At 44.9% G+C, this 23,428-nt stretch carries 25 protein-coding genes; 5 read left to right on the forward strand and 20 right to left on the reverse strand.

All coding sequences use genetic code 11. The features are described from left to right. Positions 1-257: 257 nt before the first annotated feature. The 3 genes from BTO30_RS15950 to BTO30_RS15960 are packed head-to-tail and all read right to left on the reverse strand — an operon-like array spanning position 258 to position 2,816. Positions 258-1,370, reverse strand: coding sequence for a cupin domain-containing protein (locus BTO30_RS15950; RefSeq protein ID WP_075399684.1), 1,113 nt, complete (start codon positions 1,368-1,370; stop codon positions 258-260). Between the two features lie 22 nt (positions 1,371-1,392). After that, a complete protein-coding gene (locus tag BTO30_RS15955; RefSeq protein ID WP_075399685.1) occupies positions 1,393-1,872 on the reverse strand; it encodes a DinB family protein in 480 nt (159 codons plus the stop codon). A gap of 5 nt (positions 1,873-1,877) precedes the next feature. Further along, positions 1,878-2,816 (reverse strand): fumarylacetoacetate hydrolase family protein, encoded by a 939-nt coding sequence (locus BTO30_RS15960; protein WP_075399686.1) that lies wholly within the window; start codon positions 2,814-2,816, stop codon positions 1,878-1,880. Between the two features lie 171 nt (positions 2,817-2,987). Between BTO30_RS15960 and BTO30_RS15965 the strand changes: the two genes are divergently transcribed. Next, complete coding sequence (locus BTO30_RS15965) at positions 2,988-3,746, forward strand: IclR family transcriptional regulator (RefSeq protein ID WP_075399687.1); 759 nt, start codon at positions 2,988-2,990, stop codon at positions 3,744-3,746. On the opposite strand, the gene BTO30_RS15970 is transcribed toward BTO30_RS15965, so the two are convergent. Continuing rightward, entirely contained in the window at positions 3,743-4,909 is a 1,167-nt protein-coding gene (locus BTO30_RS15970; protein ID WP_075399688.1) for an MFS transporter, read from the reverse strand. The genes BTO30_RS15965 and BTO30_RS15970 overlap by 4 nt on opposite strands. A 123-nt stretch (positions 4,910-5,032) precedes the next feature. On the opposite strand from BTO30_RS15970, the gene BTO30_RS15975 reads away from it, so the two are divergent. Continuing rightward, positions 5,033-6,319, forward strand: a complete 1,287-nt coding sequence (locus tag BTO30_RS15975) for a phenylacetate--CoA ligase family protein (protein ID WP_075399689.1) — start codon at positions 5,033-5,035, stop codon at positions 6,317-6,319. A 100-nt stretch (positions 6,320-6,419) separates the two neighbouring features. On the opposite strand, the gene BTO30_RS15980 is transcribed toward BTO30_RS15975, so the two are convergent. Together BTO30_RS15980 and BTO30_RS15985 are read right to left on the reverse strand one after the other, a co-directional pair. Beyond that, complete coding sequence (locus BTO30_RS15980; protein ID WP_075399690.1) at positions 6,420-6,971, reverse strand: hypothetical protein; 552 nt, start codon at positions 6,969-6,971, stop codon at positions 6,420-6,422. A 64-nt stretch (positions 6,972-7,035) separates the two neighbouring features. Continuing rightward, on the reverse strand, positions 7,036-8,265 hold the full coding sequence (locus BTO30_RS15985; protein ID WP_075399691.1) for an FAD-dependent oxidoreductase: 1,230 nt from the start codon (positions 8,263-8,265) through the stop codon (positions 7,036-7,038). A 219-nt stretch (positions 8,266-8,484) separates the two neighbouring features. Here BTO30_RS15985 and BTO30_RS15990 point away from each other — a divergent pair, with 219 nt between their 5' ends. Next, positions 8,485-9,246 carry an IclR family transcriptional regulator gene (locus tag BTO30_RS15990; protein ID WP_075399692.1) on the forward strand — a complete coding sequence of 254 codons (762 nt, stop codon included), beginning with the start codon at positions 8,485-8,487 and terminating at the stop codon, positions 9,244-9,246. 40 nt (positions 9,247-9,286) lie between these two features. On the opposite strand, the gene BTO30_RS15995 is transcribed toward BTO30_RS15990, so the two are convergent. The 6 genes from BTO30_RS15995 to BTO30_RS16020 form a co-directional block, all read right to left on the reverse strand. Beyond that, positions 9,287-10,876, reverse strand: a complete 1,590-nt coding sequence (locus BTO30_RS15995; protein ID WP_158023613.1) for a class I adenylate-forming enzyme family protein — start codon at positions 10,874-10,876, stop codon at positions 9,287-9,289. A gap of 16 nt (positions 10,877-10,892) precedes the next feature. Then, positions 10,893-11,309, reverse strand: coding sequence for an acyl-CoA thioesterase (locus BTO30_RS16000; RefSeq protein WP_075399693.1), 417 nt, complete (start codon positions 11,307-11,309; stop codon positions 10,893-10,895). A gap of 12 nt (positions 11,310-11,321) precedes the next feature. After that, positions 11,322-12,170, reverse strand: a complete 849-nt coding sequence (locus BTO30_RS16005; RefSeq protein ID WP_075399694.1) for a fumarylacetoacetate hydrolase family protein — start codon at positions 12,168-12,170, stop codon at positions 11,322-11,324. A gap of 18 nt (positions 12,171-12,188) precedes the next feature. Beyond that, positions 12,189-13,307 carry a cupin domain-containing protein gene (locus tag BTO30_RS16010; protein ID WP_075399695.1) on the reverse strand — a complete coding sequence of 373 codons (1,119 nt, stop codon included), beginning with the start codon at positions 13,305-13,307 and terminating at the stop codon, positions 12,189-12,191. Between the two features lie 110 nt (positions 13,308-13,417). Continuing rightward, positions 13,418-13,675: a ketopantoate reductase C-terminal domain-containing protein gene (locus tag BTO30_RS16015; RefSeq protein ID WP_083632480.1), complete on the reverse strand. Its 258-nt coding sequence runs from the start codon at positions 13,673-13,675 to the stop codon at positions 13,418-13,420. 27 nt (positions 13,676-13,702) lie between these two features. Next, positions 13,703-15,163 carry an aldehyde dehydrogenase family protein gene (locus BTO30_RS16020; protein ID WP_075399697.1) on the reverse strand — a complete coding sequence of 487 codons (1,461 nt, stop codon included), beginning with the start codon at positions 15,161-15,163 and terminating at the stop codon, positions 13,703-13,705. A gap of 243 nt (positions 15,164-15,406) precedes the next feature. On the opposite strand from BTO30_RS16020, the gene BTO30_RS16025 reads away from it, so the two are divergent. After that, positions 15,407-16,345, forward strand: a complete 939-nt coding sequence (locus BTO30_RS16025; protein WP_075399698.1) for an aldo/keto reductase — start codon at positions 15,407-15,409, stop codon at positions 16,343-16,345. A 379-nt stretch (positions 16,346-16,724) separates the two neighbouring features. Here BTO30_RS16025 and BTO30_RS16030 read toward each other — a convergent pair whose 3' ends face one another. Beyond that, a complete protein-coding gene (locus BTO30_RS16030) occupies positions 16,725-17,990 on the reverse strand; it encodes a hypothetical protein (protein WP_245796538.1) in 1,266 nt (421 codons plus the stop codon). Positions 17,991-18,023: 33 nt separating this feature from the next. Further along, positions 18,024-18,350, reverse strand: coding sequence for a DinB family protein (locus tag BTO30_RS16035; protein WP_075399699.1), 327 nt, complete (start codon positions 18,348-18,350; stop codon positions 18,024-18,026). A 257-nt stretch (positions 18,351-18,607) separates the two neighbouring features. Between BTO30_RS16035 and BTO30_RS16040 the strand changes: the two genes are divergently transcribed. Then, on the forward strand, positions 18,608-18,835 hold the full coding sequence (locus tag BTO30_RS16040; protein ID WP_245796539.1) for a hypothetical protein: 228 nt from the start codon (positions 18,608-18,610) through the stop codon (positions 18,833-18,835). Between the two features lie 267 nt (positions 18,836-19,102). Here the strand turns inward: BTO30_RS16040 and BTO30_RS16045 are convergent, their stop codons facing one another. The 6 genes from BTO30_RS16045 to BTO30_RS16070 all read right to left on the reverse strand — a co-directional run bounded on the left by BTO30_RS16045 (position 19,103) and on the right by BTO30_RS16070 (position 23,386). Beyond that, entirely contained in the window at positions 19,103-20,077 is a 975-nt protein-coding gene (locus BTO30_RS16045) for a bile acid:sodium symporter family protein (protein WP_075399700.1), read from the reverse strand. 92 nt (positions 20,078-20,169) lie between these two features. Beyond that, the gene (gene wrbA / locus BTO30_RS16050; protein ID WP_075399701.1) at positions 20,170-20,838 is read right to left on the reverse strand and encodes an NAD(P)H:quinone oxidoreductase; all 669 of its coding nucleotides are present in this window, start codon (positions 20,836-20,838) and stop codon (positions 20,170-20,172) included. 74 nt (positions 20,839-20,912) lie between these two features. Then, positions 20,913-21,314: a DoxX family protein gene (locus BTO30_RS16055; protein WP_075399702.1), complete on the reverse strand. Its 402-nt coding sequence runs from the start codon at positions 21,312-21,314 to the stop codon at positions 20,913-20,915. A gap of 37 nt (positions 21,315-21,351) precedes the next feature. Next, positions 21,352-22,296 carry a ring-cleaving dioxygenase gene (locus BTO30_RS16060; RefSeq protein ID WP_075399703.1) on the reverse strand — a complete coding sequence of 315 codons (945 nt, stop codon included), beginning with the start codon at positions 22,294-22,296 and terminating at the stop codon, positions 21,352-21,354. A 42-nt stretch (positions 22,297-22,338) separates the two neighbouring features. Then, positions 22,339-22,737 (reverse strand): DoxX family protein, encoded by a 399-nt coding sequence (locus BTO30_RS16065; protein ID WP_075399704.1) that lies wholly within the window; start codon positions 22,735-22,737, stop codon positions 22,339-22,341. A 28-nt stretch (positions 22,738-22,765) separates the two neighbouring features. Beyond that, a complete protein-coding gene (locus BTO30_RS16070) occupies positions 22,766-23,386 on the reverse strand; it encodes a nitroreductase family protein (RefSeq protein WP_075399705.1) in 621 nt (206 codons plus the stop codon). Between the last annotated feature and the right edge of the window lie 42 nt (positions 23,387-23,428).

A 23,428-nucleotide genomic window follows, 5' to 3' on the forward strand; every position in this document is an offset into this window, starting at 1 on the left:
CGACTCTTGCTCTCGCTCACCCAATATTGCTCTCGCTCACGCAATATTGCTCTCCCTCAAGGAGTGTTGCACTGGATCACGGAGTGGTGCAGTGGATATAAAAATAGAAGAGGTGTGATGTGTGTGGGGGGGGGGGGTTTGTAAAAAAAAAAAATGGGCGGGGGGGGGGGGGGGCGACTCTTGCTCTCGCTCACGCTTTTTTGCACGCAAAAAAGCGCCTGCTGCAAAACTTCTGCAACAGTCGCTCGATGAATCGATTACACGATAACCGGTTTAAACTCACCTGTTACTTCTTGATAGCCGTTGTTCGTGTCCAGCTCTTGCTTGCGTTCGAGGCCGAAACGCTCCAGGATCGGCAAATCATTCGTTTGGAAAAGGTAGCTTTCCTGCTCAGCCACGTGTTCATGCCACGCCCAATTTGGTACAACAAAATAATCGCCTTTTTCCCAATCAAAGCGGACACCGTTAATAATGGTATGGCCTGAACCTTCATGCACATGATAAATGGACGCATGCGTATGACGGTGTGCTTTTGAATGGAAGCCGGCCGGCAGCTTTTGCATCCAAGCCGCGATCGTCGGACATGCTGTTTCACCGTTGGATGGATTAATAAATTCCACTGCGTATCCATCAAAAGCATCCGGCTCAAAGCGGCTTAAACCAGCAAGTGCCGCTTCTGTTTTTGCCCATTTATACGAGCCGACAGGTGCTTTTTTCGCGTATCTGTCGCCAATCGGACGAACCATGCCGCCTTCATAATGCTGTGCGGAGAAATTATCCGGTAAAGACGGTTTTTCCAATTTATCCGGATACGGCTCAAAGAATGTGCCCCCAAGATAATAAACGGTCGGAATGTCAAGGCAGTCCATCCAGATCATCGGCTTGTCGCCTGTATGGCCGTGGCCGTGCCATAACCCGTTCGGTGTCGTCAGGAAGTCGCCTTTTTCCATGAATATACGCTGTCCGTCCACAATGGAATAAGCGCCTTCCCCTTCCATAATAAAGCGGAGAGCATTTTGCACGTGACGGTGAGATGGCGCTTCTTCACCCGGCAAAATAAGCTGAACCGCCGCATAAAGCGTCTGTGTCGTCGAAGCCCAGCCCCACGGCTTGCGGTAGTTCAATCCCGGGTTTTGCAGATAAATGGCCCGTCGTTCACCGCCGCGGTCCGGTGTGAAAATTTCCGTTGCTTCCATCAATTTTTTGTGAAGAAGATCATATTTCCATAAATACGCCTGCGCATGCGGCTCCGGCGTATGTTTCATTAAATCCGGAATCGCATTCCAGAGCGGTCCGAGATGATACTGTTCAATATCCCGGTTGAAATCCTGGACGATTTGACTGTCAAAAAACGAATTTTTTTCCGCCATACAAAATCGCTCCCTTTCCTTATTATCGCTTCGATAAATTGCGTTGAATTTGACCTTCATGTTTATTTACATGCTGATCAATTAAATGGTCAATAATAAATGACATTGGTTTCGTACCGAAGTTAGGATTTTTGCTTGGCGCCTCAGCTGCAAGCTGCTCGGCAGTTAAGTTTTCGATCCCGTCTTTCACCTGTTGTTTCACATCTTCCAGCTTTTGCAGCATCTCGTTCACACTAATCGCATCCACTGCAGCAGGACTTACCGCTTGTAAACGAGGCTTATGCAGATGATTTCTACCCCACTCTTTGCCAGGAGATTGAACAAGCTGATTAATCTCCTCTACCCAAAACGGCAATGCTTCGGCAATATGGGCCAGAATTTGCATAATCGACCATTCTTCCTCTGATGGTTTCCAGCGAATCGTTTCTTCTGATAATCCTTTAACCGTTTCAATAATACGATCAATAGACTCACTAGTTGAAGTAATCGCATTTTGTGTCATTCGTCTTATTCTCCTTTTACAGCACGCACTTTATTTTCTAAAACACCGACTTTATCGATTTCAACGCGAACCACATCGCCATCTTTTAACCATACTTGCGGATCCATTGCCTGAATGACACCGCCGGGAGTTCCTGTAATGACGATATCACCAGGCTCTAATGTCGCGATACCAGATAAGAATGAGACTAACTTTTGAACCGGGAATACTTGGTTAGCCGTGTTAGTCCGTTGACGTTCTTCCCCATTTACCGTCAACACCATTTCCAAACCGGAAGGATCTGTCAGTTCATCCGAAGTAACCATCCAAGGTCCCAATGGTAAACTGCCATCTACCGTTTTACCTTGTAACCATTGCAGTGTACGGCGTTGGATATCACGATATGTCACATCGTTTGCTACGGCATAACCTGCCACATAGTCAAGCGCCTCTTCTTCTGAAACATTTTTTGCACGTTTCCCGATGACAAATGCGAATTCCGCTTCATAGTCTAATTGTTCTGAAATTGGATAGAAAGGAATATCATCTTCCGGCCCAATGATCGTGTTAGCGAATTTCGCGAAAACGACCGGATGAGACGGAAGTTCACGTCCCATTTCAAGAATATGTTCACGGTAATTATGACCAACGCAAATAATTTTTCCCGGGTTTGTAACCGGCGCGCCAATTTTCACCTGTGATTTTTCAAATACGAGCGGTACTTCGCTTTCACTGCTTTCCAATGCATATGCAACCGCTTCCTTTGCATAGCCGAGACTTTCCTTTCCACCCTGCAAAAAGCCAGTCATATCAGCCGGCACATACGCTTCAGCAATTTGAGCCGCTCGAATTTTCCCTTCAGAATCAAGCTTTGCTTTAAAAGCAGCATTCAAATCGATTACTTTATCTCCTTCAAGAGCCGCGATACGCGTTACACCATTGTGTGTAAATGTCACTAATTTCATTTTCAGCACTCCTCACAAAATTCACTTTTAGATAACAATGTTCCTTATTTATAAAAAATTTAACGTATCCGCTTACATTTGTCAATATTCAAACAATAATAATTTCGAGTTGGACAGCTTTCTCAAGATATGCCATGATAATGTGAAAAAGTGTACGTAAGGAGCACCATTATGGAACCAAATAAACCACTGCCTGTTATTGGATCGCTGCAGACAGGCATTCACATTATTGATACGCTGATTGAGCAGGACCGCCCGCTTAAGTTTACGGAGATTCAAGAATTGACCGGTATTACAAAAAGCAATCTATATAAATATTTAAATACATTAACCATGCTCGGTCTGCTGTACCGGGATAAAAAACAGGGAACTTTTTTCCTTGGCAGCAAGCTGATCGAATACGGGAATGCTGCGATTGGAAGTGAAAATGTCATCAGCCGTGTAACACCCTATTTAAAAGACATCAGCCGCCATACGCAGCTGACGGCCCTTTTATCTGTCTGGACGCATGACGGACCGGTGATCGCCAACATTTGGAGTGCCAGCTACGGACTAAACATTGGTGCCCAGATCGGCACAAAGCTCCCGCTGCTGTCTTCAGCCGGCAAAATGATGGCGGCTTTTCAACAGTCACCGGATGTGAATGAGTGGAAAACGGACGAGCTGCTGAAATTGCCGGACGGCGAAAAAAACCAGTTTGAAAAAGAACTGGACGTGATTCGAAGCACCTATTTTTCTTATGCCGGCGAGCCGCTCGTTGATCACGTATCTTCGTTCAGCGTCCCCATTTTAAATTATAAAAAAGAGCTGGTTGGAGCCATTACGGTCGTCGGCTTCACCCAGCTCATTCCTAAACATACAGATACAGAAATCAGCCAGTTCGTCTTAAAAAATGCCTTTGAACTGTCTGAATCGTTCGGCTGGCATTAAGCAGCCTGTTTCTGTCCTGTCTGTCTTTGCGCCCGCCAATACAAAGCAAGCCCGCATGCAATGTAGACAGAACAGAATATGTACAATGTACCGAGGTCCATTATGCCCGCCAGCGCGCCGGCTAAAAAGGAACCGAAGCCGATCCCAAGGTCAAAGATAGACAAAAAGGTAGCGGTCGCGGCCGGCCGGCGTTTTGGTATGCAGCGCTGAACCGCAATGGTTTGAAAACTTGGAAACAGCGTGCCCCAGCCAATCCCGATACAGGCCGCCGCTATAAAAAAGACAATTGTACTGCTTGATAAACCAAGTGCTAACATGCCGATTGCAAAAAGGATGATCGCCGGGAAAATGATGGCATTCGCTCCGTACTGATCAAACCATCTTCCTGTAAAAGGACGTGTCAGGAGCAGTATGGCAGCATAAACGGCAAAAAAGTAACCCGACGCTTCCTCCAATCCACGCTGTGCCGCAAAAACAGCCATAAACGACAAAATGGATGAATACGCTACAGCAAAAAAGGCCCCTGTTACGGAAATCGGAATCGCCGTTTTTTCAAATACAGCCTGTTTCTCTTTTCCTTTCTGCTCGATCGCCGGCTCCTCTGGAAGCCTCGTCAGCCAGCCAAGCAAAAGCGCTCCGAATGAAAACACGGCGCCAATCCAGAACATCGTCGTCAATCCATACTCGCCAAAGATCGTGATCCCAAGAAAAGGACCGGCCACCATCGCCAGATTAGCGGACATAATAAAGTACCCCATCCCTTCCCCTTTTCGCGCATCCGGTACAAGATCCGCGACAATCGATCCCGTCACAGTCGTCGCCATACCGAAACCAATCCCATGAAAAAAACGAAGAATGAGCAGCGCAATGACGGAATCAAACCATCCATACAAAAACGATGCCGTAAAAAAAATAATGAGCGACGCGATTAATAAAGCGCGTTTGCCAAATTTCATCATCCATGCACTGACAAATGGACGAATCACAATGGCTGCGCCAAGAAAAAGGGTTGTAAACAATCCTGCTATTGACCCGGCTGCATGAAAATGAGTTAATGCAGCTGACGGAAGAGTGACAAGCAAATAATAATACGTCACAAATAGAAAAAAATTAGCTGCACAAACCATGAAAAAAGATCTTGTCCATAATCGTTCTGTGTTCATATACCCATCCCCCAAAAATAAAAAATAAATAAAAAGTTCCATATAGAGGAACTTGTTTATTTTTAAAAACGCTTACAAAAAATATGATAAGTTGTAACAACGCTGGAAGGGAGATTCATTTCAATGACTATACCACTTTACAAAGTACATGAACTTGACACCCCGCTTTGTGATTACCAAATACAAAAACTAAATCAGATGCTAGTATTTGTAACACAGTACAATGATTTTTACAAAGAAAAGTTATCCGGCTGTTCACTTCCTGTTCGAACACACGCTGATTTAGCTAAGCTGCCGTTCACGACAAAGCAAGAACTTGTAAACGATCAAAAAATGCATCCGCCGCACGGAAAAAATCATTCTTATCCGGTCAAAAATTATATTCGGTATCACCAAACATCCGGAACATCCGGCCGGCCGTTGAAAATTTTGGATACATACGAAAGCTGGTCATGGTGGGAAACATGCTGGAAAGAAGTATATCGTTCAAGTGGTGTGACAAACAGCGACCACGTCTTTCTCGCCTTTTCATTCGGCCCATTTATCGGATTCTGGGGTGCATTTGAAGCAGCAAAACAAATTGGCGCACTCGTCATTACCGCCGGCAGCCAGACGTCCAAAGAGCGGCTGACAAGTATAATCGAAAATAAAGCAACAGTCCTTTTAGGAACTCCGAGCTATGTGCTTCATTTAATTGAAACAGCAGGAGAGATGGGGATTGATTTAAAAGACACAACCATTACTAAAATTATTACGGCAGGTGAACCGGGCGGCTCTGTCCCATCCATCCGCAAGCAAATTGAAAGCGCATACGGCGCCACGCTTTACGACCATGTCGGGATGACTGAAATGGGTGCCTACGGCTATTCATGCAATGCTCAAAAAGGGATTCATATCAATGAAAGCGAATTCATCGCCGAAATTATAAATCCTGATACGCTTGAACCGGCAGCCCCGGGTGAAAAAGGGGAACTTGTTTTAACGAACCTTGGCCGCTACGGGTATCCGCTCATTCGCTACCGGACAGGTGATGTTGTCTTAAACGTACCAGAGTCCTGCGAATGCGGCAATCAATTTATGTTTCTGCCGGGCGGTATTATCGGCCGGGCTGATGATATGGTCGTCATCCGAGGCATTAATATTTATCCTTCTTCCATCGAGTCCATTGTCCGTGAATATGCTGAAATAAAAGAGTTTCGCATTGTATACTACACCATCGAAGATATGGATCAAATTAAAATACAAATTGAAACGTCTGATGCCGCAGTATCCAAAAAACTGGCTGTGTGCCTGCGGGAACGCGTCGGCCTCCGTATCGATACCGAAATCGTCCCGGACGGCCATCTGCCCCGCTTCTCCATGAAAGCAAAACGGATACTGGATGAACGAACTGAGAAAGTTGTACAGTAAAAAATAGCCTCAGGGATGCTCTCATGATTGAGCATCCCTGCTTTTCGATTAAAAAAGCCTCAAAAGCCAAATGTTTCATGACTTTTGAGACTTCATTTTTTCACAGCAAGTAAAATGTGTTTCCTTGTGGACCAAGCGGCAAATGACCCGCTTCCAGCAGCTCAATAACCGGTTCAAATAATTGAATCTCATCTGCAAGCACTGCTGAACAGGCCATCACACTTATATACATAGCATGGCCGACAAGAAACTGAACGGTTTTTTCATCCTTAAATACGGAAAAGGCTTTTGCGAACGCACCGTGAAAGACCGCTTCCGGGACAAGATCCACTGTCGTTTCGAGCAATTGCTGCTGTTCATTTTGATCAATTTTTGCTTTTAACCGGTCCGGTATATCTTTTAACACTTCCCAAAATGCGCTGTCATTCAGTGAAAGGGACGGTACAACAGAAGGGGCTTCTTCTTTCGTCAGCCATTTTAACTCGTATTCTGTTACACCAAGCTCTTTCATAAATTGATGGACATGATCGGCCGCTGTCTCTTCCTGGACGCCAGCCTGATGATACCAATCAATCGATGTCAAACGCTCGATCATTTCATTGACTTCCTGCGCTTTCGTCCCGTGTTTTTCTTCGTTGATCATCACCGTCATCTTCTTCCTCACCTTTCTCTATCGGATTAAGCAGACCGGTTTGAAAAAAACCGGTCTTTGTCTTTTAATATTTTGTTGTCAATTCAGGCGGTCCAAATTTTGGTCCGTATGGGCCTTCATCAAGCCAGCGTCCGAGTCTCGGAACAATCGATACGAGAGAAGCCGCAACGGCACGCTTCATATCGATTTCCGGCGCGTCCCCCTGTAAATGATGAAGGGCAGTTGTGGAGCCGTCACGATTCCAGTTAGCCGCAATCCGGCGCTCTGTTGCTGCTGCGCCAATGGCTTCACGTCTTTCCTCTTCACTGGATGCATTCAACGCTTTTTCGATACCGCGAATCGCAATAAGAGCATCCGGCACCCCGGAGTTCAAACCTCGTGCTCCAAATGGCGCAAAAAGGTGCGCAGCTTCACCCGCAAGCAGGATACGGTGCTTTTTATCTGTAAAAGAATCGGCAACAACTTGATGGAAGCGATACGAAGACACCCATGTAATCCGCTCAGCATATTTTGTATCCATTACTTTCGGAAGCCATTTTTTCACACCTTCAGGGCTTGCAAATTCATCAAGATCATCATCTTCAAGCAGCTGCAAATCAACGCGCCATCCCCCTTTGAACGGGACGTGCATGACATTGCGGCGGCCCATCGCCGGATGATGATAGTGGAAAACACGCTCAAGCGGCAGCGGATTTTCCTCGTCTTCTTTGACATCGACCACAAGGAAAGTATCATTTGTGCGCGGCCCTTCAAATTTCAAACCGGCTTGCTCCCGCACGACCGAACGGGCACCGTCACAGCCGATAATATACTGCGCTTCCCACACATCGCCGTTTTCTGTCGTCAATGTTACACCGTCATCTTGAATATCAAGTGTTTTGACAGGCGCCCCCCATACAAACTCAACTCCTGCTTTCACGCACGCATCATAAATATGTTTCTCAATGTTATCCTGGTGAAGGGATGTGAAATGAGGCAGTTTATTCGGGTCCTGATTGTTTGTCACCCCGTAATTTTTCACATACACTTCTTTTTCTTTATAAAGCGTCCGTTTAATCGGCCAAATCACACCGTTTCTCGCCAATTCAAATCCGAGCCCTTTTGATGTCTCTTCTAAAAGTTTAAGTGTCGCGCTGTGCAGGAAGATCGCACGGCTGCCGGGACGCGGACGGTCTTTCGGGTCCGCTTCAATGACGACACATGAAATGCCCTTTTTTTGAAGTGCCAATCCTGCAGTCAGCCCAACCGGCCCTGCTCCTACAACGATGACATCGCGTTTATTAACATTTGTCATAAAAAACTCCCTTTCAACCTTTTTTGAAAACGTTTTATTAATTGCATTATAATAGATTGGACGTCTTCAAAAACACTTCACAGTTCCTCTATACGGGATAATTATAAATAAAATATTCGATTATTAAAATTTTCAAAATATAGAAAAAATACAGCGTTAATGATAAAATGAACATAATATACCTCGCTGAGAAGACTATAAAAAAGGATGGTTTCGTCTATGGCAGAAGAAAAAAAACCGGTACAAATTCAATCTTTGCTTGTTGGTTTTTCCATCATTGATCTCGTGGCCAGGCACGGGAATCCGATGAAATTCAACGACATTCATCATTATACTAAAATAACAAAAAGTAATTTATACAAATATTTGAATACGCTCACATCTCTGGGGGTTTTGCACCGCGATAAAGAGTCCGGTTTATATTCAGCGGGCAGTACATTAATCGAGTACGGTATGGCTGCGGTCAACCAGGAAGATATCTCCTTAAAAGTGACACCGTATCTGGAAGAAATTAATTTACTTTCAAAAGAAACGACATTGCTCGCAGTATGGACACATGAAGGACCCATGATTATTAAAATGATTCACAGCCGGGCCGGTCTAAACCTTGGCGGACAGGTCGGCACCCTATTGCCGATCCATTCAGCCGGCGGAAAACTGTTCGCCGCTTGCAAAAAAGGGGCGCTTGCAGCTGAATGGAAAGAAAAGCAAATGACTGGTCTTTCAGCGGAAGTGAAAAAGCAGCTGGAGCAGGATATGAATCACATTCCATCCGACGGTATCGCTTTTGCAAGCGATGCTCTCGCTCCTTCCGTTGCATCTGCCGCTATCCCTGTTTTTAACTATGAAAAAACCATTATCGGCGCCGTCATTATTGTCGGTTTTTCCGACAATATCCCCGCTCAAGCAGACGAACCACTGGGCAAAGCACTGCTTGAAAAAAGTGCAGAAATTTCCCGCCAGTTTGGATTTCAGAATTAAAAAAAGCCCGAAAGCGTGAAAACAGCTTTCGAGCTTTTTATTATTCTTGTCCAAGGAGCTGCGCTTCTGTACGAAGCGGTCCTTTTGATATTTTGCCGGATGGTGTTGTCGGAAGTTCTTTTCTCATTTCTACATACTCCGGAATTTTATATTTCGCAAATCCCTGCTCAAGCAAAAATGATTTTACCTCATCAAATGTCCACTCTTCCCCGTCGCGCAGGGCGATATAGGCACACGCCCGTTCGCCGAGACGAGGATCAGGCACGCTGACAACAGCAGCTTGACGCACTTTCGGATTCATCTGCAGCGCTTCTTCAATCTCAGACGCATGAAATTTTAATCCGCCGCGATTGATCGTGTCTTTCGTCCGCCCCGAAAAATAAATGTAGCCGTCTTCATCAAGATAGCCCTGATCGCCTGTTAAGAAGTAACCGTCTTCATTAAAAGCGGATTTCGTGGCATCCGGATTCCGGTAATACTCCACAAATAAACTGTCCCCTTTAAAGGCAATTTCACCGATTTCGCCAGCCGGCAGGACATTGTTTTCTTCATCCACAATGATGACTTCTCCAGTTGGATTAACACGGCCGATCGTTTCCCACGCTTTTGCCGGGTCATCATCAGGGCGTGTGAATGAACCTGCACACACCTCCGTCATTCCCCACTGGGCACCGACGTTGCATTGCAGCACATCCCGCAAATCTTTCACCATTTGCGATGGAATTTTTGTTCCGCCCGTCAGTACGAGACGGAGATTTACATCATCAGCCGCTGTACCGGCTGTCTTCATATGATGCAAAATATCAAGCAAATGAGCCGGTGCCGCAATTAAAAACGTCACATGCTCACGGCCAAAAACAGCGATTAATTCATCCACCTTGTATTCACGGTACAAATAGTGCTTTGCGCCTTGATGAAGGCTAATCATAATCATCGGCAACGAAAACATATGGCAAAGAGGCGTCAAACTTAAAATAGTATCTTGTTCATCCAATTGGTATTCATACCCATTCCGTAAATGAGGCGCCACAAACGTCCGCGATGTATGCAAAACCGCTTTCGGATTCGATTCTGTGCCGGATGTAAACATAATGAGCGATGGATCATCGGGTCTGGGTTTACAGGCGGAAAGGTCATCCTCTGTTATTCCTGCTGGATCCTCCTCAAGAAAAGCGGAAAATGCGACACTTTCTTCATGACCCGCACCTCCCGCGGTAATGACATGAGCTAAATAAGGCAGTTTTTCTTTCACTTCAAATGCCAGCGTTTCAAAATCAAATTTACTGGTTGAGCCCGGTACAATAATGGCTTTCGTTTCACAGTGACCAAGCATATACGTCAATTCCTGGCGGCGGTAATTCGGGCTGAGCGGATTAAAGACGAGCCCGATTTGCGCGGCCGCAAGATGGGCCAGAACAAACTCCATGCAGTTCGGAAGCTGAACGGCAATGACATCCCCTTTTTGCAGGCCCATCTTTAAAAAATGTTTCGCCACACGTTTCGACAGCTGTTCCGCCTGTTTAAATGTCAGCGTATGTACGCCGTCTGTAAACGCCGTACCCGATCCATATTTCACAGCCGCCTCTGTTAACAGTTCGTCAATTGCCACCGGTATGTGTGTATTCACCATGCCATCCCCTCCACGATCATTGGCCGTCCGGTCCGTGTCCGAGTGCTGACCGCACATCATCCGGAACAGGAACGGCTTTTGGCGTGCCGCTTTCCGTTGATGTCCACGCTCTTACTTCATAACCGGATGCCACAATATGGTCCCCTCTTTTAAACACATGCTCGATTTTCATTACTTTTTCTTTCATTTCCACGACTTCCGAATGCACCTCGACCAAATCTTCAAAAAATAACGGTGATTTAAACTGGCAAAACGTTTCAAGAAGCGGCAGGATAATCTGCCGTTCTGTCTGCAGTTTCGATACAGGAAGGACAGCAGCCCCGATTAATTCATGGGCCGCCTGATCCATCCACCGGTAAAAATTCGGATAAAACACGATTCCGGCCGCATCCGTATCCCCGAAGGCTACTTTTAGACGATGAATATTTTTCATAAAGACATCTCCTTACGCTTCTTCCGCCAGTTTGACATCAACAGTGAACTCGCCGATCTGATCAATTTTAATGCGGACGCGGTCACCTGCTTGAATGGGACCGACTCCTTCAGGGGTGCCTGTCGCAATAACATCGCCCGGCATCAATGTCATGTTGTCACATGCCACTTCAAAGCATTTATAGCAGTCGTAAATTAAATGTTTGGTGCTGCCATCCTGACGCACTTCGTCATTGACCCAAAGCGTCATCGGCAAATTGTTCGGATCGTCAATTTCATCCGCCGTTACGATCCAGGGACCGATTGGCGTAAACGTATCAAACGACTTGCGCCACGTCCGCTCCTCATTGCCCCGGATTGAAATATCGAGAAGGGCGAAATAGCCGAAAATATAGTCTTTCGCATCGCCTTTTTTGACGTTTTTCGCCTTTTTCCCGACAACGTAACCGAGTTCCGCTTCATGATCGGTGCGGCGGTCTTTGTAAGGAAGTAAAATCGGATCGTTTGGACCTGACAACGACTCAGGAGACTTTAAAAATAGGGCAATTTCTTCAATCGTGCGCGGTGCATTATTAAACATTTTATTCATTTCTTCCTGGTGCTTCCGGTAGTTAACCGGCGCCGCCCAGATTTTCCGCGTGCTTGGAACCGGCGATTTTAACGTCACTTCACTCAGCGCGTACGACGGCCCTGTCTCCGCTTCCTTTTCAATCGCAGCTTTTAACTCATCAAATTGTTCAATAAGCTTTAAGAAAGATTCATTTGGTTGGGCGGAATCCCATCCGGCCGCTTTTGATACATCCGTTACACGGTCCCCTTTGACAACACCGAGTATATCTTCATTAAAAATGGCAATTTTCACAGTGCTTCCCTTCCCCTCTTAAACGTCTGTATTTGGAACAAATGTTGATTCAACCGTTTGTTGTCCGTTATTTTCTTTGTATTCTTCGCTGAATTCCAGTTCCAGCTTTTCCATGACCGGTTTATCATTGAATGAAAAGAGGAATACATCTTCAGAGCCTGTATTGACATGCTCGTGATAGCTCCAAGGCGGCAAAATAAAGAAATCTCCTTTTTCCCATTCAAATTTCTGGCCGTCAATCACGGTATAACCTGTTCCTTCAAGCACATGATAAATCGCGCTGTGTACGTGGCGGTGCGCTTTCGTGTGCTGACCCGGTATTAACTTTTGCATCATTGTCCCAATGCGTGAATCGGCGGAACCGCCTGTCGCTGGATTAATATATTCAATCGCATAAGCGTCAAACGGATCATTGTCTTCTTCCGTCATTTGATCAAGCAAATATTTGACCCGTTCAAATTTATAGCCGAAAATCGGTGAAGGATAACCTGGTGCCTTCTCTTCATTTAATTTTTTAAACGCGCCCATTGAAAACTGCTTCGTCGAATAATTTTCCGGCGCTTCCATCGGATACGATTCTTCTTCATACGGCTCGAAGAAAGAAGCGGCAAGCGTACGGACAAGCCCGACATCGAGACCGTCCATCCAGAACATCGGCTCCGTTCCTTCATGCTTATGCTCATGCCATGTCCACGCCGGCGTTAAAATCATATCGCCGCGCTCCATATATGTTTTTTCTCCGTTTACGGCCGTGTACGCCTGTTCCCCTTCAATGACAAAACGGATGGCGGACTGAGAGTGATGATGAGAAGGCGCACTTTCACCCGGCATTAACAGCTGAATACCCGCATACAATGTGTGTGTCCCATATCCGATTAATCCCCGTTCGACCAAGCTCGGATTTTGCAAATACACAACGCGGCGCTCCGCATCTTTGCCCGGCTCCAGCAAGTCACCGGCTGTCAATGCATACGCCCGGATCGTTTTCCATTTCCACAAATACGGCTTCACATCATGAACGGGCTCTTTTGTCACCATATGACCAAGATCGTACCATAGCGGTCCAAGATGTTCCTTTTTCATTCCATCATAATACTGGTCCAATTGTGCCTGCGTAAATACTTCTTTCTTCGACATATGCAAATCCTCCTTTTTTCTTTTCAGAATAAAATGAAAGCGCAATCATTAATATCTAAATAGAGAACTTAATTATCTAAATAGATATTATAATACACCGGCCAATATTGTCAATAGTCTGACTTTTTGTTTTCCATCATTTTAATTAAATGAAAAAGAAGTTCGTTATAAGGTACAGGAATGCCATGTCTTTTTGCGATATTTATCACAGACCCGTTTAAATAATCAATCTCTGTCGGCCGTCCTTTTTTCACATCATGATACATAGATGAATAATGATGGCCGGACATGTTCGGATCAAATACACTGTAAATCGTCTTTTTCAGAGCATCTGGTTCAAAAAAGCAGCCTGCAAAAATTTTTTGCAGGCTGCTTTTTTAATTCTATCTATATTTTTAAAACGGGAATTGTCTTGCTTTTGTCTGCACGGATACCCATTTCGTCACTGTAAATTCATCCACAACCCACGGATTGCCGAAACGGCCCATTCCGCTTGCTTTGTTGCCGCCAAACGGAATATTCGGTGCATCGTTTACCGTCTGATCGTTAATATGCGTCATGCCTGTATCAAGCTGCAGGGCATATTGCTCTCCTTTTTCAAGATCGCTTGTGAAAATAGCCGAACTAAGGCCCGCCTCCGTATCGTTTGCCATAGTAATTGCTTCTTCATCGCTGTCCGCTTTAATGATAAGGGCAATCGGGCCAAATAATTCTTTTTGCGCGACCTCCCCATCGTTTTTCACATCTGTAAAAATGAAAGGCGTCAAAACGTTTCCTTCCCGTTTCCCTTCAAGTGCGACTGCGGCGCCTTCTTTTTTGGCCATTTCCACAAAACCGAGTGCTTTTTCAAGCTGGCGTTCGTTTACAAGCGGTCCGATCACGGTATTCGGGTCCTGTGGATTACCGGCAGCCAATCCTTTTGTCCGTTCCACAAATTTCTCGACAAATGCATCATGCTGATCTTTATGCACAATGATCCGGTTAATAATCATGCAAATTTGACCCTGGTGAATATATTTACCGAAGATCGCGGCGTTCACGGCCTGATCCACATCCGCATCAGACAACACGACGAACGGGCTGTTTCCGCCAAGTTCGAGTGCAACACGCTTCAAATTGCGGCCGGCAATTTCACCAATATGGCGCCCGACGACTGTGGAACCTGTAAAGCTGATCAAACGCGGAATCGGGTGGGACAGCATATCGTCGCCCATTTCCTCCACATCAGTTAATAACATGTTGAATACACCCGCCGGAAGACCTGCATATTCGAACGCTTTCGCCAGTACAACACCACCGACAAGTCCGACTTGAATATCGGGCTTATGAACAACGGCATTGCCGAGCGCAATCGCCGGCGCAATCGTACGCATTGATAAGTTGATCGGAAAATTAAATGGTGAGATGGATGAAATAACACCGAGCGGAAGACGGTAAATGCGGTTTACTTTGCCTTCTACACCAGCCGGCACTTCCCGCACTTCGCCCACTTCACCGGCATAGTTAAGGGCTTCTTCCAGCACTTCAAGCGCCAGATGAAGCTCGACATTTGCTTTTAAAATGGTTCCGCCTGTTTCGCGGCTGACAAGCTGAACAATTTCTTCACGGTGTTCCTTTAAGTATTCAGCCGTTTTTTCAATGACCGCTTTCCGTTCCTCCACAGACGATTTTGCCCACTCTTTCTGTGCGGCGGCGGCTGTTTCAAACGCTTCTTCCATTTGTGCTTTTGACGCAATGTTCACTTCGGCAATGACCGAGTTGTCGTATGGATTTAAATCGCTATACACACGCCCGGTATTCCCTTTTACCCACTGTCCATTAATATAGCTTTTCGTAATTGTTTCAAACTGCTGCATCTTTCATTCTCCTCTCACCATCAAAATGTAAGCGCAATCATTTTATTAATATAGGTAACTTAATAATCTATTTAGATAGTAATATAGACACGCTTAAAATGTCAACAAATCATCCTCTTTAAAAAAACAGACGTATATAGGAAAATGAAAAATCTTTTTCCGTCATTTTGCCGGTCATCTTTTTTGACCGTGATATAGGGATCATGTAAAGTGGAAGAGAAGAAAAAACTGGGAGGGATGAAGATGCAATATACGACACTGAAGAAAACGGATCTGAACATTTCGAGAATCGGTCTCGGGACGAATGCGGTCGGCGGTCATAATTTGTTTGAAAATTTAAATGAAGAAGACGGCAAAAACTTTGTCCGCGCAGCGATTGAGGAAGGCATTACATTCATTGATACAGCTGATATATATGGAAAAGGCCGCTCCGAAGAACTGGTCGGCGAAGTCATAAAAGAAAAGCCCCGCAACGAAATTGTCCTTGCCACAAAAGGCGCCAACGAATGGTTCTCTGATGGCTCCGTCGTGAAAAACAACAACCCCGCGTATTTGCGAAAAGCGTTTGAAAATAGTTTAAAGCGATTAAATACGGATTACGTTGATTTATATTACATTCATTTCCCTGACGGCAAAACGCCGGTCGGCGATGCTGTCGCCGAGCTTGTTAAGTTGAGAGAAGAAGGCAAAATCCGGGCAATTGGTGTATCCAACATGTCAATTGATCAATTAAAAGAAGCGAATGCACACGGCGATATTAATGCTTTGCAAATGGCTTATCACATGTTTGACCGCTCCGTTGAACAGGACGTACTGCCCTACTGCGTCGAAAACGACATCTCATTTATCCCATACGGCCCTCTTGCATTCGGCCTTCTCGGCGGAAAATATACAAAAGACTTTAAACTTGCGGCTAACGACTGGCGCAATTCCGTTCCCCTTTTCGCAGAAGGTGAATTCGAAAAAAACCTCGCCAAAGTCGAACAGTTAAAAGAGGCCGCAGCTCAAAAACAGACAACCGTCAGCCACCTCGCTCTCGCCTGGCTTCTTGCGCAAGACGGCGTCGACTCCGTCATTCCGGGCGGCAAACGACCGGAGCAGATCCGCGACACAGCGAAAGCAGCGGGCGTGCTATTGCATGAGGAAGATTTGAAGAAAATAGATACGATCTTAGGAGCATAATGTAGAGCAGCCGTCCCATAAGTGCGGATGGACGACCAAAAACCCGGCCAAAAGAGCAAGAAAACCGGCCCAAAATCAGAAAATCCGGCTATACAAATAAAGAAGGAGTGTCTCAATGAACATTTGAGGCACCCCTCCTTTTATTGCTCCTTGTCTTCTTGAACTATTTTTCTAATGTTTTCATCCCCTCTATCCCCGTTTCAAGGTATAATAAAACATTTCATTTTCACAAAAAAGCACCGTTCAGTCAGAATACACTAACATGGACGGCACCTCTTCCACAGCTTAAATATTTTTATAAATAATTTGTACACCAGTATGTTCAACATATCCCTCTCTTGAATCAATCATCTGCACACCATTCCTGCTTTTTTCTTTTTCACCATACAAGAACAGCAAAAGCAGTGGCGATAGCCAAACCTGTTAGAACAGGTATAAAGTTTTTACGAGCCAGTTCAATTGGTGAAATTTGCAGAAATCCTGCTACTGCAACAAGTGAAGACCAGGCAACTAATGTACCCCCGCTCCAAATGGCGCCCATTTGACCAATCGCCGCCATTGTAGCGGTATCTAAATTTACACCGCTAGCCATAGCACCCGATAACGCACCAGTCAGCGGAAGACCAGAAAAGCCGGAGCCATCCAGCCCTGTAACAAGCCCAACCAGCAAGATACCAAAACTTGCAATCACTTCATTCTGTGGAATATACGTTTGAGCAGACTGGATCATGTCAAACAAAAAGGCGGGCTTAGCAGCATCTTCACCGAGAGATAAAATAGTGCCTGTAAATTCACTATTCCCCATAAAGAAAAATCCTGCGATCGGAATAACAGGAGCCATTGCCCTAAACGCAAAAACGAAGCCGTCTGTTATGTGATCACTTATTTTATCAAGAGCATGTATACGGTTAAACGCAATTGTTGCCAAAATCAATAAGATGGTCGCAACACCTCCGACAAATGCAGCGCCGTCTGTTCCTTCAAAACCGGCACCACTTGAGAATTTTGACTGGAACATGTATACCATGACGGCCAGCATGGACATCGGAACGAGTACCGCAAAAGCTTTTCCCCAAGTCTCCTTTCTTTTGTTATACATCGCTTCCTCTTCAACTGTTGCTGCTAATTCATCCTGTGCTTCAAAAAAAGCGATATCATTTTGAATAAACTCTTCAGATTCCGCTCCCCTGCTGATGCTTTTTCTCGCCATCGCGTAAGAAACGGCCAGAGCGCTGATTCCTGTAATAACCGAAAGAATCATTGCTTTATCTGCAACCGGCGCGGTATCAATGCCGGCAGCTGTTGCACTCAGCATGGGAGCTACTTGAATAATATAATCTGAGGAAAGAGCCATTCCCTGACCCGCAATGACAATCACCATCGCCGCTGTCATAACAGGCAGCCCCGATTTGATTGCGGCCGGAACAAGGAGTGCGCAAATTAATGGAACGGCTGGAGTCGGCCAAAAAAAGAGTGAAATGACGTATGTGACCGCCATTAAAATAAAAAAAGAAATATGGCCATTTACCATAACTTTCTGAATAGGCACAATTAATTTTTTGTCTGCCCCAAGATTTTTCAGGGAGTTTAACAGCCCAATCATTAAGGAGATAATCAATATGTAAATAGAAAAGAGATTGCCCATATCGGGACAATCTCTTTTTCCGTTACAGCACGGTTATAACGCCTTCAAAATATGTTTCATTGTATTCAAATGCATACCTTCATGATAAAAGGTAAAGGTTAAAAAAGCTCCAACTGTGGACATCGTCAAACCACTTGATGTAGTATATGATTCCGCTTCTTCAAGAAGACGGCCGTTTAAAACAAATTCAATCCGGTCCGTCTGTCCTTTCAGCATTTCCTTCAATTCATCAAGTGATGGCGGTTCAACAGCCCATTCCGCCGGTTTCGTCCCTGGCGCGAACAGCTCAGGAAATACTTCCGGCAGCTGCATCTCTTTGTTTTGATCTGAAAAGTGAAAAGCAAAGCGTTCTTGTACCATATAAATAATTTCCCATATTCCTTCCCCCTTGTTTTTCTAAAAATTACACGCTTGCTTTTTTATCTTAGCACGAATGATCCATACAGGTCTTTTTTAAACGCTTACAAATCGAGGTGGCTGGAAACCTAAATTCACTCTAACCTGATCAAAAAGAAGCCGAATTGCTCATAAACATCTCTTTATCCATACAATGTCAAACAAAAAACGTTCCTGCATGTGCTAAACTATAAAAAAAGATTGTGAAAGGATTGGACAATGTGAAACGATTTATTTTTGTCATTCCGGTTATGGTCCTCGTCTTTTCGATTGCCACGTGGATGCTCAATAAAGATTTTGCCATGATCGACGTACAGACCCGCGCGCTCATTGCCGCCGGCGCTTCTATTTTTTCAGGTATTATTACCTTCTTCCTTATGAAAGGTGACGCCGAAAACATTGCGGACGCACATCGGGAAAGACAGGAAGCAAAAAGAAAACGGTCATAAAAAGGCAGGGGATGTCTCAAAAGCTCGTTGAGATATCCCCATCTTCACGTTTAAAGCCGGATTTTCTGTTTTTGGGCCGGTTTCCTTATCACTCGGGCCGAATTCCCTTAATTTCGGCCTTCATAAGTTAAAATCCGGCTGTAATATCAATAAATCGGCCTAAATGGCTCAGAATCCGGCCTTGCTATCACAAAAATCGGCCCCGCTGATGCAAAATCGCCCTCCATCCGCCTTCAGCGAATTCCGGGACAGCCCTTCATTCATTTTTTATTTCTCATGTACGACAGTCTGTTTCCGGAATATGTTCTTCTCGTAAATAAGTGTAATGAAATAGCCGTGCAGCGCGGCGAGCAGCTGCTGAAACAGCATGCAAATGACAACCGGCACGGCGACCTGCGGCGGGAAAAAGTTAACGGCAAGTACAGCCCCGGCGCTGATGTTGCGCATTCCCCCTGTATAAATAAGAGCAATGACATTTTCTTTATTTTGCTTAAATAGAACCGCGATGATCCACGAAAAAAAATAACCGGTTAAGACAATGAGCAAGATCGTTCCTACAATCTGCAGAAACTTCAAGTCGATATTTCGCAAATATGGCGCTACAACAGAACTGTTAACCGCGATGACAGAAAGCAATGTGATTTTTGAAAAAGGGGCAAGCTTTTGACTGATGTTACTGGAACGGTCAGCTTTCAGCCACTGGTTCACCGCCGTTCCGGCCAATGACGGCACTACGATCATCCAGACGAGTCCGTTCATGACGTCAAAAAAGTTCATCTCGACTACACTTCCCGCGAGAACAGACAAACTGAACGGCACGACGAACGGCGACAGCATCGTATCAATTAAAATAATGGCGAGCGCAAGCGGCGCACTCCCTTTATACATCGTCACCCAGATCATGCTTGTAATTCCCGTTGGTATGACAACCGCCAATGTAAGTCCGGTCACGGTCAGCGGATCATCAGGAAAAAAGAAATGTCCGATTTCCCATGCCCACAAAGGGATCACCACATGAAGAATGATCAATGCAAGAATAATCGGCAGCGGGTGTGTAATTGTATGGTGAAGCATTTTAAAACTTGAAGTTAAACTGCCGGAAAACGTCATAAAGGCAAATCCTAATGGGACAAGAAATGCCCACTGATGCAGCGGTTCTCCCACAAGCACCCCCATTAGGACACTCAGCGGCGTCAATATCGGCATCCACCTTCCAAGCAGCACGTTCAGCATTTGCAACATAAAACAGGACTCCATTCGGCTTTTTATCTATATTGTATCATTTTTCCAGTAAAAAAAGCGAACCGTCATGATGCCAGCTCGCTGATTTCTCATTATTGATTTCCTTTTTTCACCCATTCCGCTACTGTCACGGTACGTTTTGCCTGATGTTTGACAGCGTCCTGCACATCTTCCACCATTTTTCCGTCTTGATTCACGCTGACACTTGTGCCGTACGGATTTCCTCCAGCCGCAAATGTTACCGGGTCTGTGTAACCTGGTGATGCGACGATGGCGCCCCAGTGGTACATGGACGTGTAAAGTGATAAGATCGTTGCTTCTTGTCCGCCATGCGGGTTTTGTGCAGAAGTCATCGCGCTGACGACTTTGTTTGCCAATTTTCCGTGAAACCATAGTCCTCCTGTTGTATCTAAAAACTGCTTAACTTGACCAGGCATATTTCCGAACCGTGTCGGTACGCTGAAAATGATGGCATCTGCCCATTCCAGATCATTCAATGTCACTTCAGGAACGTTTTTCGTTTCCTCAACATGCGCTTTCCACGCCGGATTTGAATCGATCGCTGACTGAGGAGCTGTCTCAGGCACTTTGACAACTTTTACATCGGCACCGGCCGCCTTCGCACCTTCCTCTGCCCATTTCGCCATTTGATAATTTGTACCAGTAGAGCTGTAATAAATCACCGCTAATTTGACTTTTTCCATTGCCTGTTCCTCCTTATGATTAGATGATCTCCCAAATAACTTGTCTAAAAATCCCATTTCATTCACCGCCAATATTCTTTTTTCAAAGCCTGCCTGAAGTGTTGCACCAGCTTTCTTTACTGGTTTGACTCTTATTGATCTTTCCTGATGAAATGAGCCGCTGAGAATAGCTTGCTTCCATTGAGTACAAGATATACCGCTATGGCTAGTAATGCTAAATCAAATTCATATCCGGCCACTTGTCCGTTGCCGAGGAAGCCTGCAGCCAATTTTACTTTTAGCGTTGCACCAATCAAAATAAGAGCCAGCAAAGCTGAAACAACTTTTGTACCAATGCCAAGAATTAAGGCAATTCCGCCAACCAGCTCAACCGTTGCTACAATGTAGGCTAAAAAACCTGGCAGGCCGATACTGTCGAACCACCCTGCCGTATTTCCAATTCCCCCTTGAAACTTAACTAAACCATGAACAAAAAAGATAATGCCGAGCGTCACCCTTAAAATAAGCGCTCCTGCTTCGTTTTTTCCTGACATTCTATACATCTCCATTTCTCACATTTCTCTTTATTTTTTAAATGTTTTTTAATACTCTAATTTCAACCGGAGTCAATATATTTTCAAGCTTTTCTCTGTGAATTTCGTATTGAGCAGGCAGCTTCAAACCTTCTCCCATTGTCTCCAGTGACTCATCATGCGCAAATCCTGGCGGGTCTGTCGCAATTTCAAATAGAATTTCTCCATGCTCTCTGAAATAAATCGCATTAAAATAATTTCTGTCTTGAACAGGGGTCACACCGTATCCATATTGCTCCACATGCTTTTTCCAATCTAATTGATCGTCGTCATCGGCTGCACGCCAGGCAATATGATGAACTGTTCCGGTTCCCATTTGGCCGCGTCCAGATAAGGTGGTCTTTAAATCAATAACATTTCCGATATCACTTGACGATCGAAAACGAATCAAATTCCCATCGGTTCCAATCAGCTCAAGTCCCATAACTTTCTCCAATAATTCAGCAGTTTTATCAGGCTGTTCCGAAAATAACGTGGCACCGCCAAATCCTTTAATCGCCACGTCCTGTGTTACGCCGCCAAATTCCCAGTCATTCTTTTCTCCTTCTGTCCGCTCTACCATCTCGATCTGCAAACCGTGGGGGTCGCTGAATGACAAATATTGTTCACCAAACCGTTCTGTCTTTTGAAAAGAAATATTAAATGTTTCCAGTCTCTTTTCCCAAAAGCCAAAAGATCCTTCCGGCACCACATAAGACGTAACCCCTACTTGTCCATCGCCGATTGTACCGCGGTGTGCACCTGCCCATGGAAAGAAGGTAATAATAGTACCTGGCTTGCCTCCTTTATCGCCGAAATAAAGGTGATACGTACCCGGATCATCAAAATTGACCGTTTTCTTCACTAAACGCAGCCCTAAAACGCCTGCATAAAAATCAATGTTTTCCTGAGGGTGACCGACAATCGCCGTAATATGGTGAATACCAGCTGTCTTTTTTGTCATCTTGCTTTCCCCTTTCATATTGAACATGTTCTCTTTTCTTTTTTAGAAAATAAGTGCGTCCAGCGCATACTGTCCCGGTCCCGTCATCGCAATTCCGATGGCAACAGCAAGCAATACGAGGTTATATTCATATCCATTTTGCGTGCTCCAAAAGCCATTTGGGCCATGTACTTTCACAATGGCAATAACCATTGTTGCTGCAATCATCACGCCAGCAAGCGGTGTGAACAATCCTAATGCAAATAAAGCGCCGCCAGCCAGTTCCGCAAAACCAGCAAGAAAAGCCATCGTTACACCCGGCTTCATGCCGATGGAGTCAAACCAGCCGCCCGTTCCTTTTAATCCATACCCGCCAAACCAGCCAAATAACTTTTGCGCCCCGTGTCCCACAAACACAAGTCCAATCACCAGCCGAATAAGTAACAATCCTGCATCTAACATCCTTTATTCCTCCTGAAAAATGTTTATTTTAATAATATGTGACAAACTCTGCCACCGGTTTCCGGTAGCCTCTTGGTTTTCTGCTTTCCACTTTTTCTTTTCCAATCGTAATCATTAATACTGGTTCATATTGATCCGAGATGTTTAGCAATTTCTTCAGTTGTTCAGTGTCAAAACCGATCATTGGACATGTATCCCAGCCTTGGCTTTTCGCTGCCAGCATAAACAGCATTGCCGACAATGACGCATTCCGAATGGCTTCATCACGCTGAAATTCATCGCCTCGCGTTTCATAAAATGAAATAGTATCATTCACCATCTGATCATATTCTTTTTTGTTCAGTATCTCGAGCATATGAAGTCCTTCATATATATGCGGCGCTTCTTTATACGCTTTTTTATCGCCGAGCACGATTACCACAGCAGAAGCTGTCCCAACTTTGTGCTGTCCAAATGCAGCTTTTTGGACACTTGTTTTTACATCCTGATCCAGCACAACCATGTAATTCGTATGCTGCAAATTAAAAGCAGAGGGCGCCATCTTCACAAGACTGAATATTTCGTCCAATTCTTTTTGTGTGATCGGATTACTTTCAATAAAATTACTGGCGGATCGTCGTTCTTTTACTAACTCTTGAAATGATTGCATTTCACTGCCTCCATTACTTTAAATTCATATATCTCGATATCA

The sequence above is a fragment of the Domibacillus antri genome (genome assembly GCF_001936625.1).
Classification (GTDB): Bacteria; Bacillota; Bacilli; order Bacillales; family Domibacillaceae; genus Domibacillus; species Domibacillus antri.

Bases quoted from the DNA above. Each gene is read 5' to 3' on its own strand.
- BTO30_RS15950 (WP_075399684.1), bottom strand. From the start codon at position 1,370: ATGGCGGAAAAAAATTCGTTTTTTGACAGTCAAATCGTCCAGGATTTC.
- BTO30_RS15955 (WP_075399685.1), bottom strand. From the start codon at position 1,872: ATGACACAAAATGCGATTACTTCAACTAGTGAGTCTATTGATCGTATT.
- BTO30_RS15960 (WP_075399686.1), bottom strand. From the start codon at position 2,816: ATGAAATTAGTGACATTTACACACAATGGTGTAACGCGTATCGCGGCT.
- BTO30_RS15965 (WP_075399687.1), top strand. From the start codon at position 2,988: ATGGAACCAAATAAACCACTGCCTGTTATTGGATCGCTGCAGACAGGC.
- BTO30_RS15970 (WP_075399688.1), bottom strand. From the start codon at position 4,909: ATGAACACAGAACGATTATGGACAAGATCTTTTTTCATGGTTTGTGCA.
- BTO30_RS15975 (WP_075399689.1), top strand. From the start codon at position 5,033: ATGACTATACCACTTTACAAAGTACATGAACTTGACACCCCGCTTTGT.
- BTO30_RS15980 (WP_075399690.1), bottom strand. From the start codon at position 6,971: ATGACGGTGATGATCAACGAAGAAAAACACGGGACGAAAGCGCAGGAA.
- BTO30_RS15985 (WP_075399691.1), bottom strand. From the start codon at position 8,265: ATGACAAATGTTAATAAACGCGATGTCATCGTTGTAGGAGCAGGGCCG.
- BTO30_RS15990 (WP_075399692.1), top strand. From the start codon at position 8,485: ATGGCAGAAGAAAAAAAACCGGTACAAATTCAATCTTTGCTTGTTGGT.
- BTO30_RS15995 (WP_158023613.1), bottom strand. From the start codon at position 10,876: ATGGTGAATACACACATACCGGTGGCAATTGACGAACTGTTAACAGAG.
- BTO30_RS16000 (WP_075399693.1), bottom strand. From the start codon at position 11,309: ATGAAAAATATTCATCGTCTAAAAGTAGCCTTCGGGGATACGGATGCG.
- BTO30_RS16010 (WP_075399695.1), bottom strand. From the start codon at position 13,307: ATGTCGAAGAAAGAAGTATTTACGCAGGCACAATTGGACCAGTATTAT.
- BTO30_RS16020 (WP_075399697.1), bottom strand. From the start codon at position 15,163: ATGCAGCAGTTTGAAACAATTACGAAAAGCTATATTAATGGACAGTGG.
- BTO30_RS16025 (WP_075399698.1), top strand. From the start codon at position 15,407: ATGCAATATACGACACTGAAGAAAACGGATCTGAACATTTCGAGAATC.
- BTO30_RS16030 (WP_245796538.1), bottom strand. From the start codon at position 17,990: ATGGGCAATCTCTTTTCTATTTACATATTGATTATCTCCTTAATGATT.
- BTO30_RS16035 (WP_075399699.1), bottom strand. From the start codon at position 18,350: ATGGTACAAGAACGCTTTGCTTTTCACTTTTCAGATCAAAACAAAGAG.
- BTO30_RS16045 (WP_075399700.1), bottom strand. From the start codon at position 20,077: ATGTTGCAAATGCTGAACGTGCTGCTTGGAAGGTGGATGCCGATATTG.
- wrbA (WP_075399701.1), bottom strand. From the start codon at position 20,838: ATGGGATTTTTAGACAAGTTATTTGGGAGATCATCTAATCATAAGGAG.
- BTO30_RS16055 (WP_075399702.1), bottom strand. From the start codon at position 21,314: ATGTCAGGAAAAAACGAAGCAGGAGCGCTTATTTTAAGGGTGACGCTC.
- BTO30_RS16060 (WP_075399703.1), bottom strand. From the start codon at position 22,296: ATGACAAAAAAGACAGCTGGTATTCACCATATTACGGCGATTGTCGGT.
- BTO30_RS16065 (WP_075399704.1), bottom strand. From the start codon at position 22,737: ATGTTAGATGCAGGATTGTTACTTATTCGGCTGGTGATTGGACTTGTG.
- BTO30_RS16070 (WP_075399705.1), bottom strand. From the start codon at position 23,386: ATGCAATCATTTCAAGAGTTAGTAAAAGAACGACGATCCGCCAGTAAT.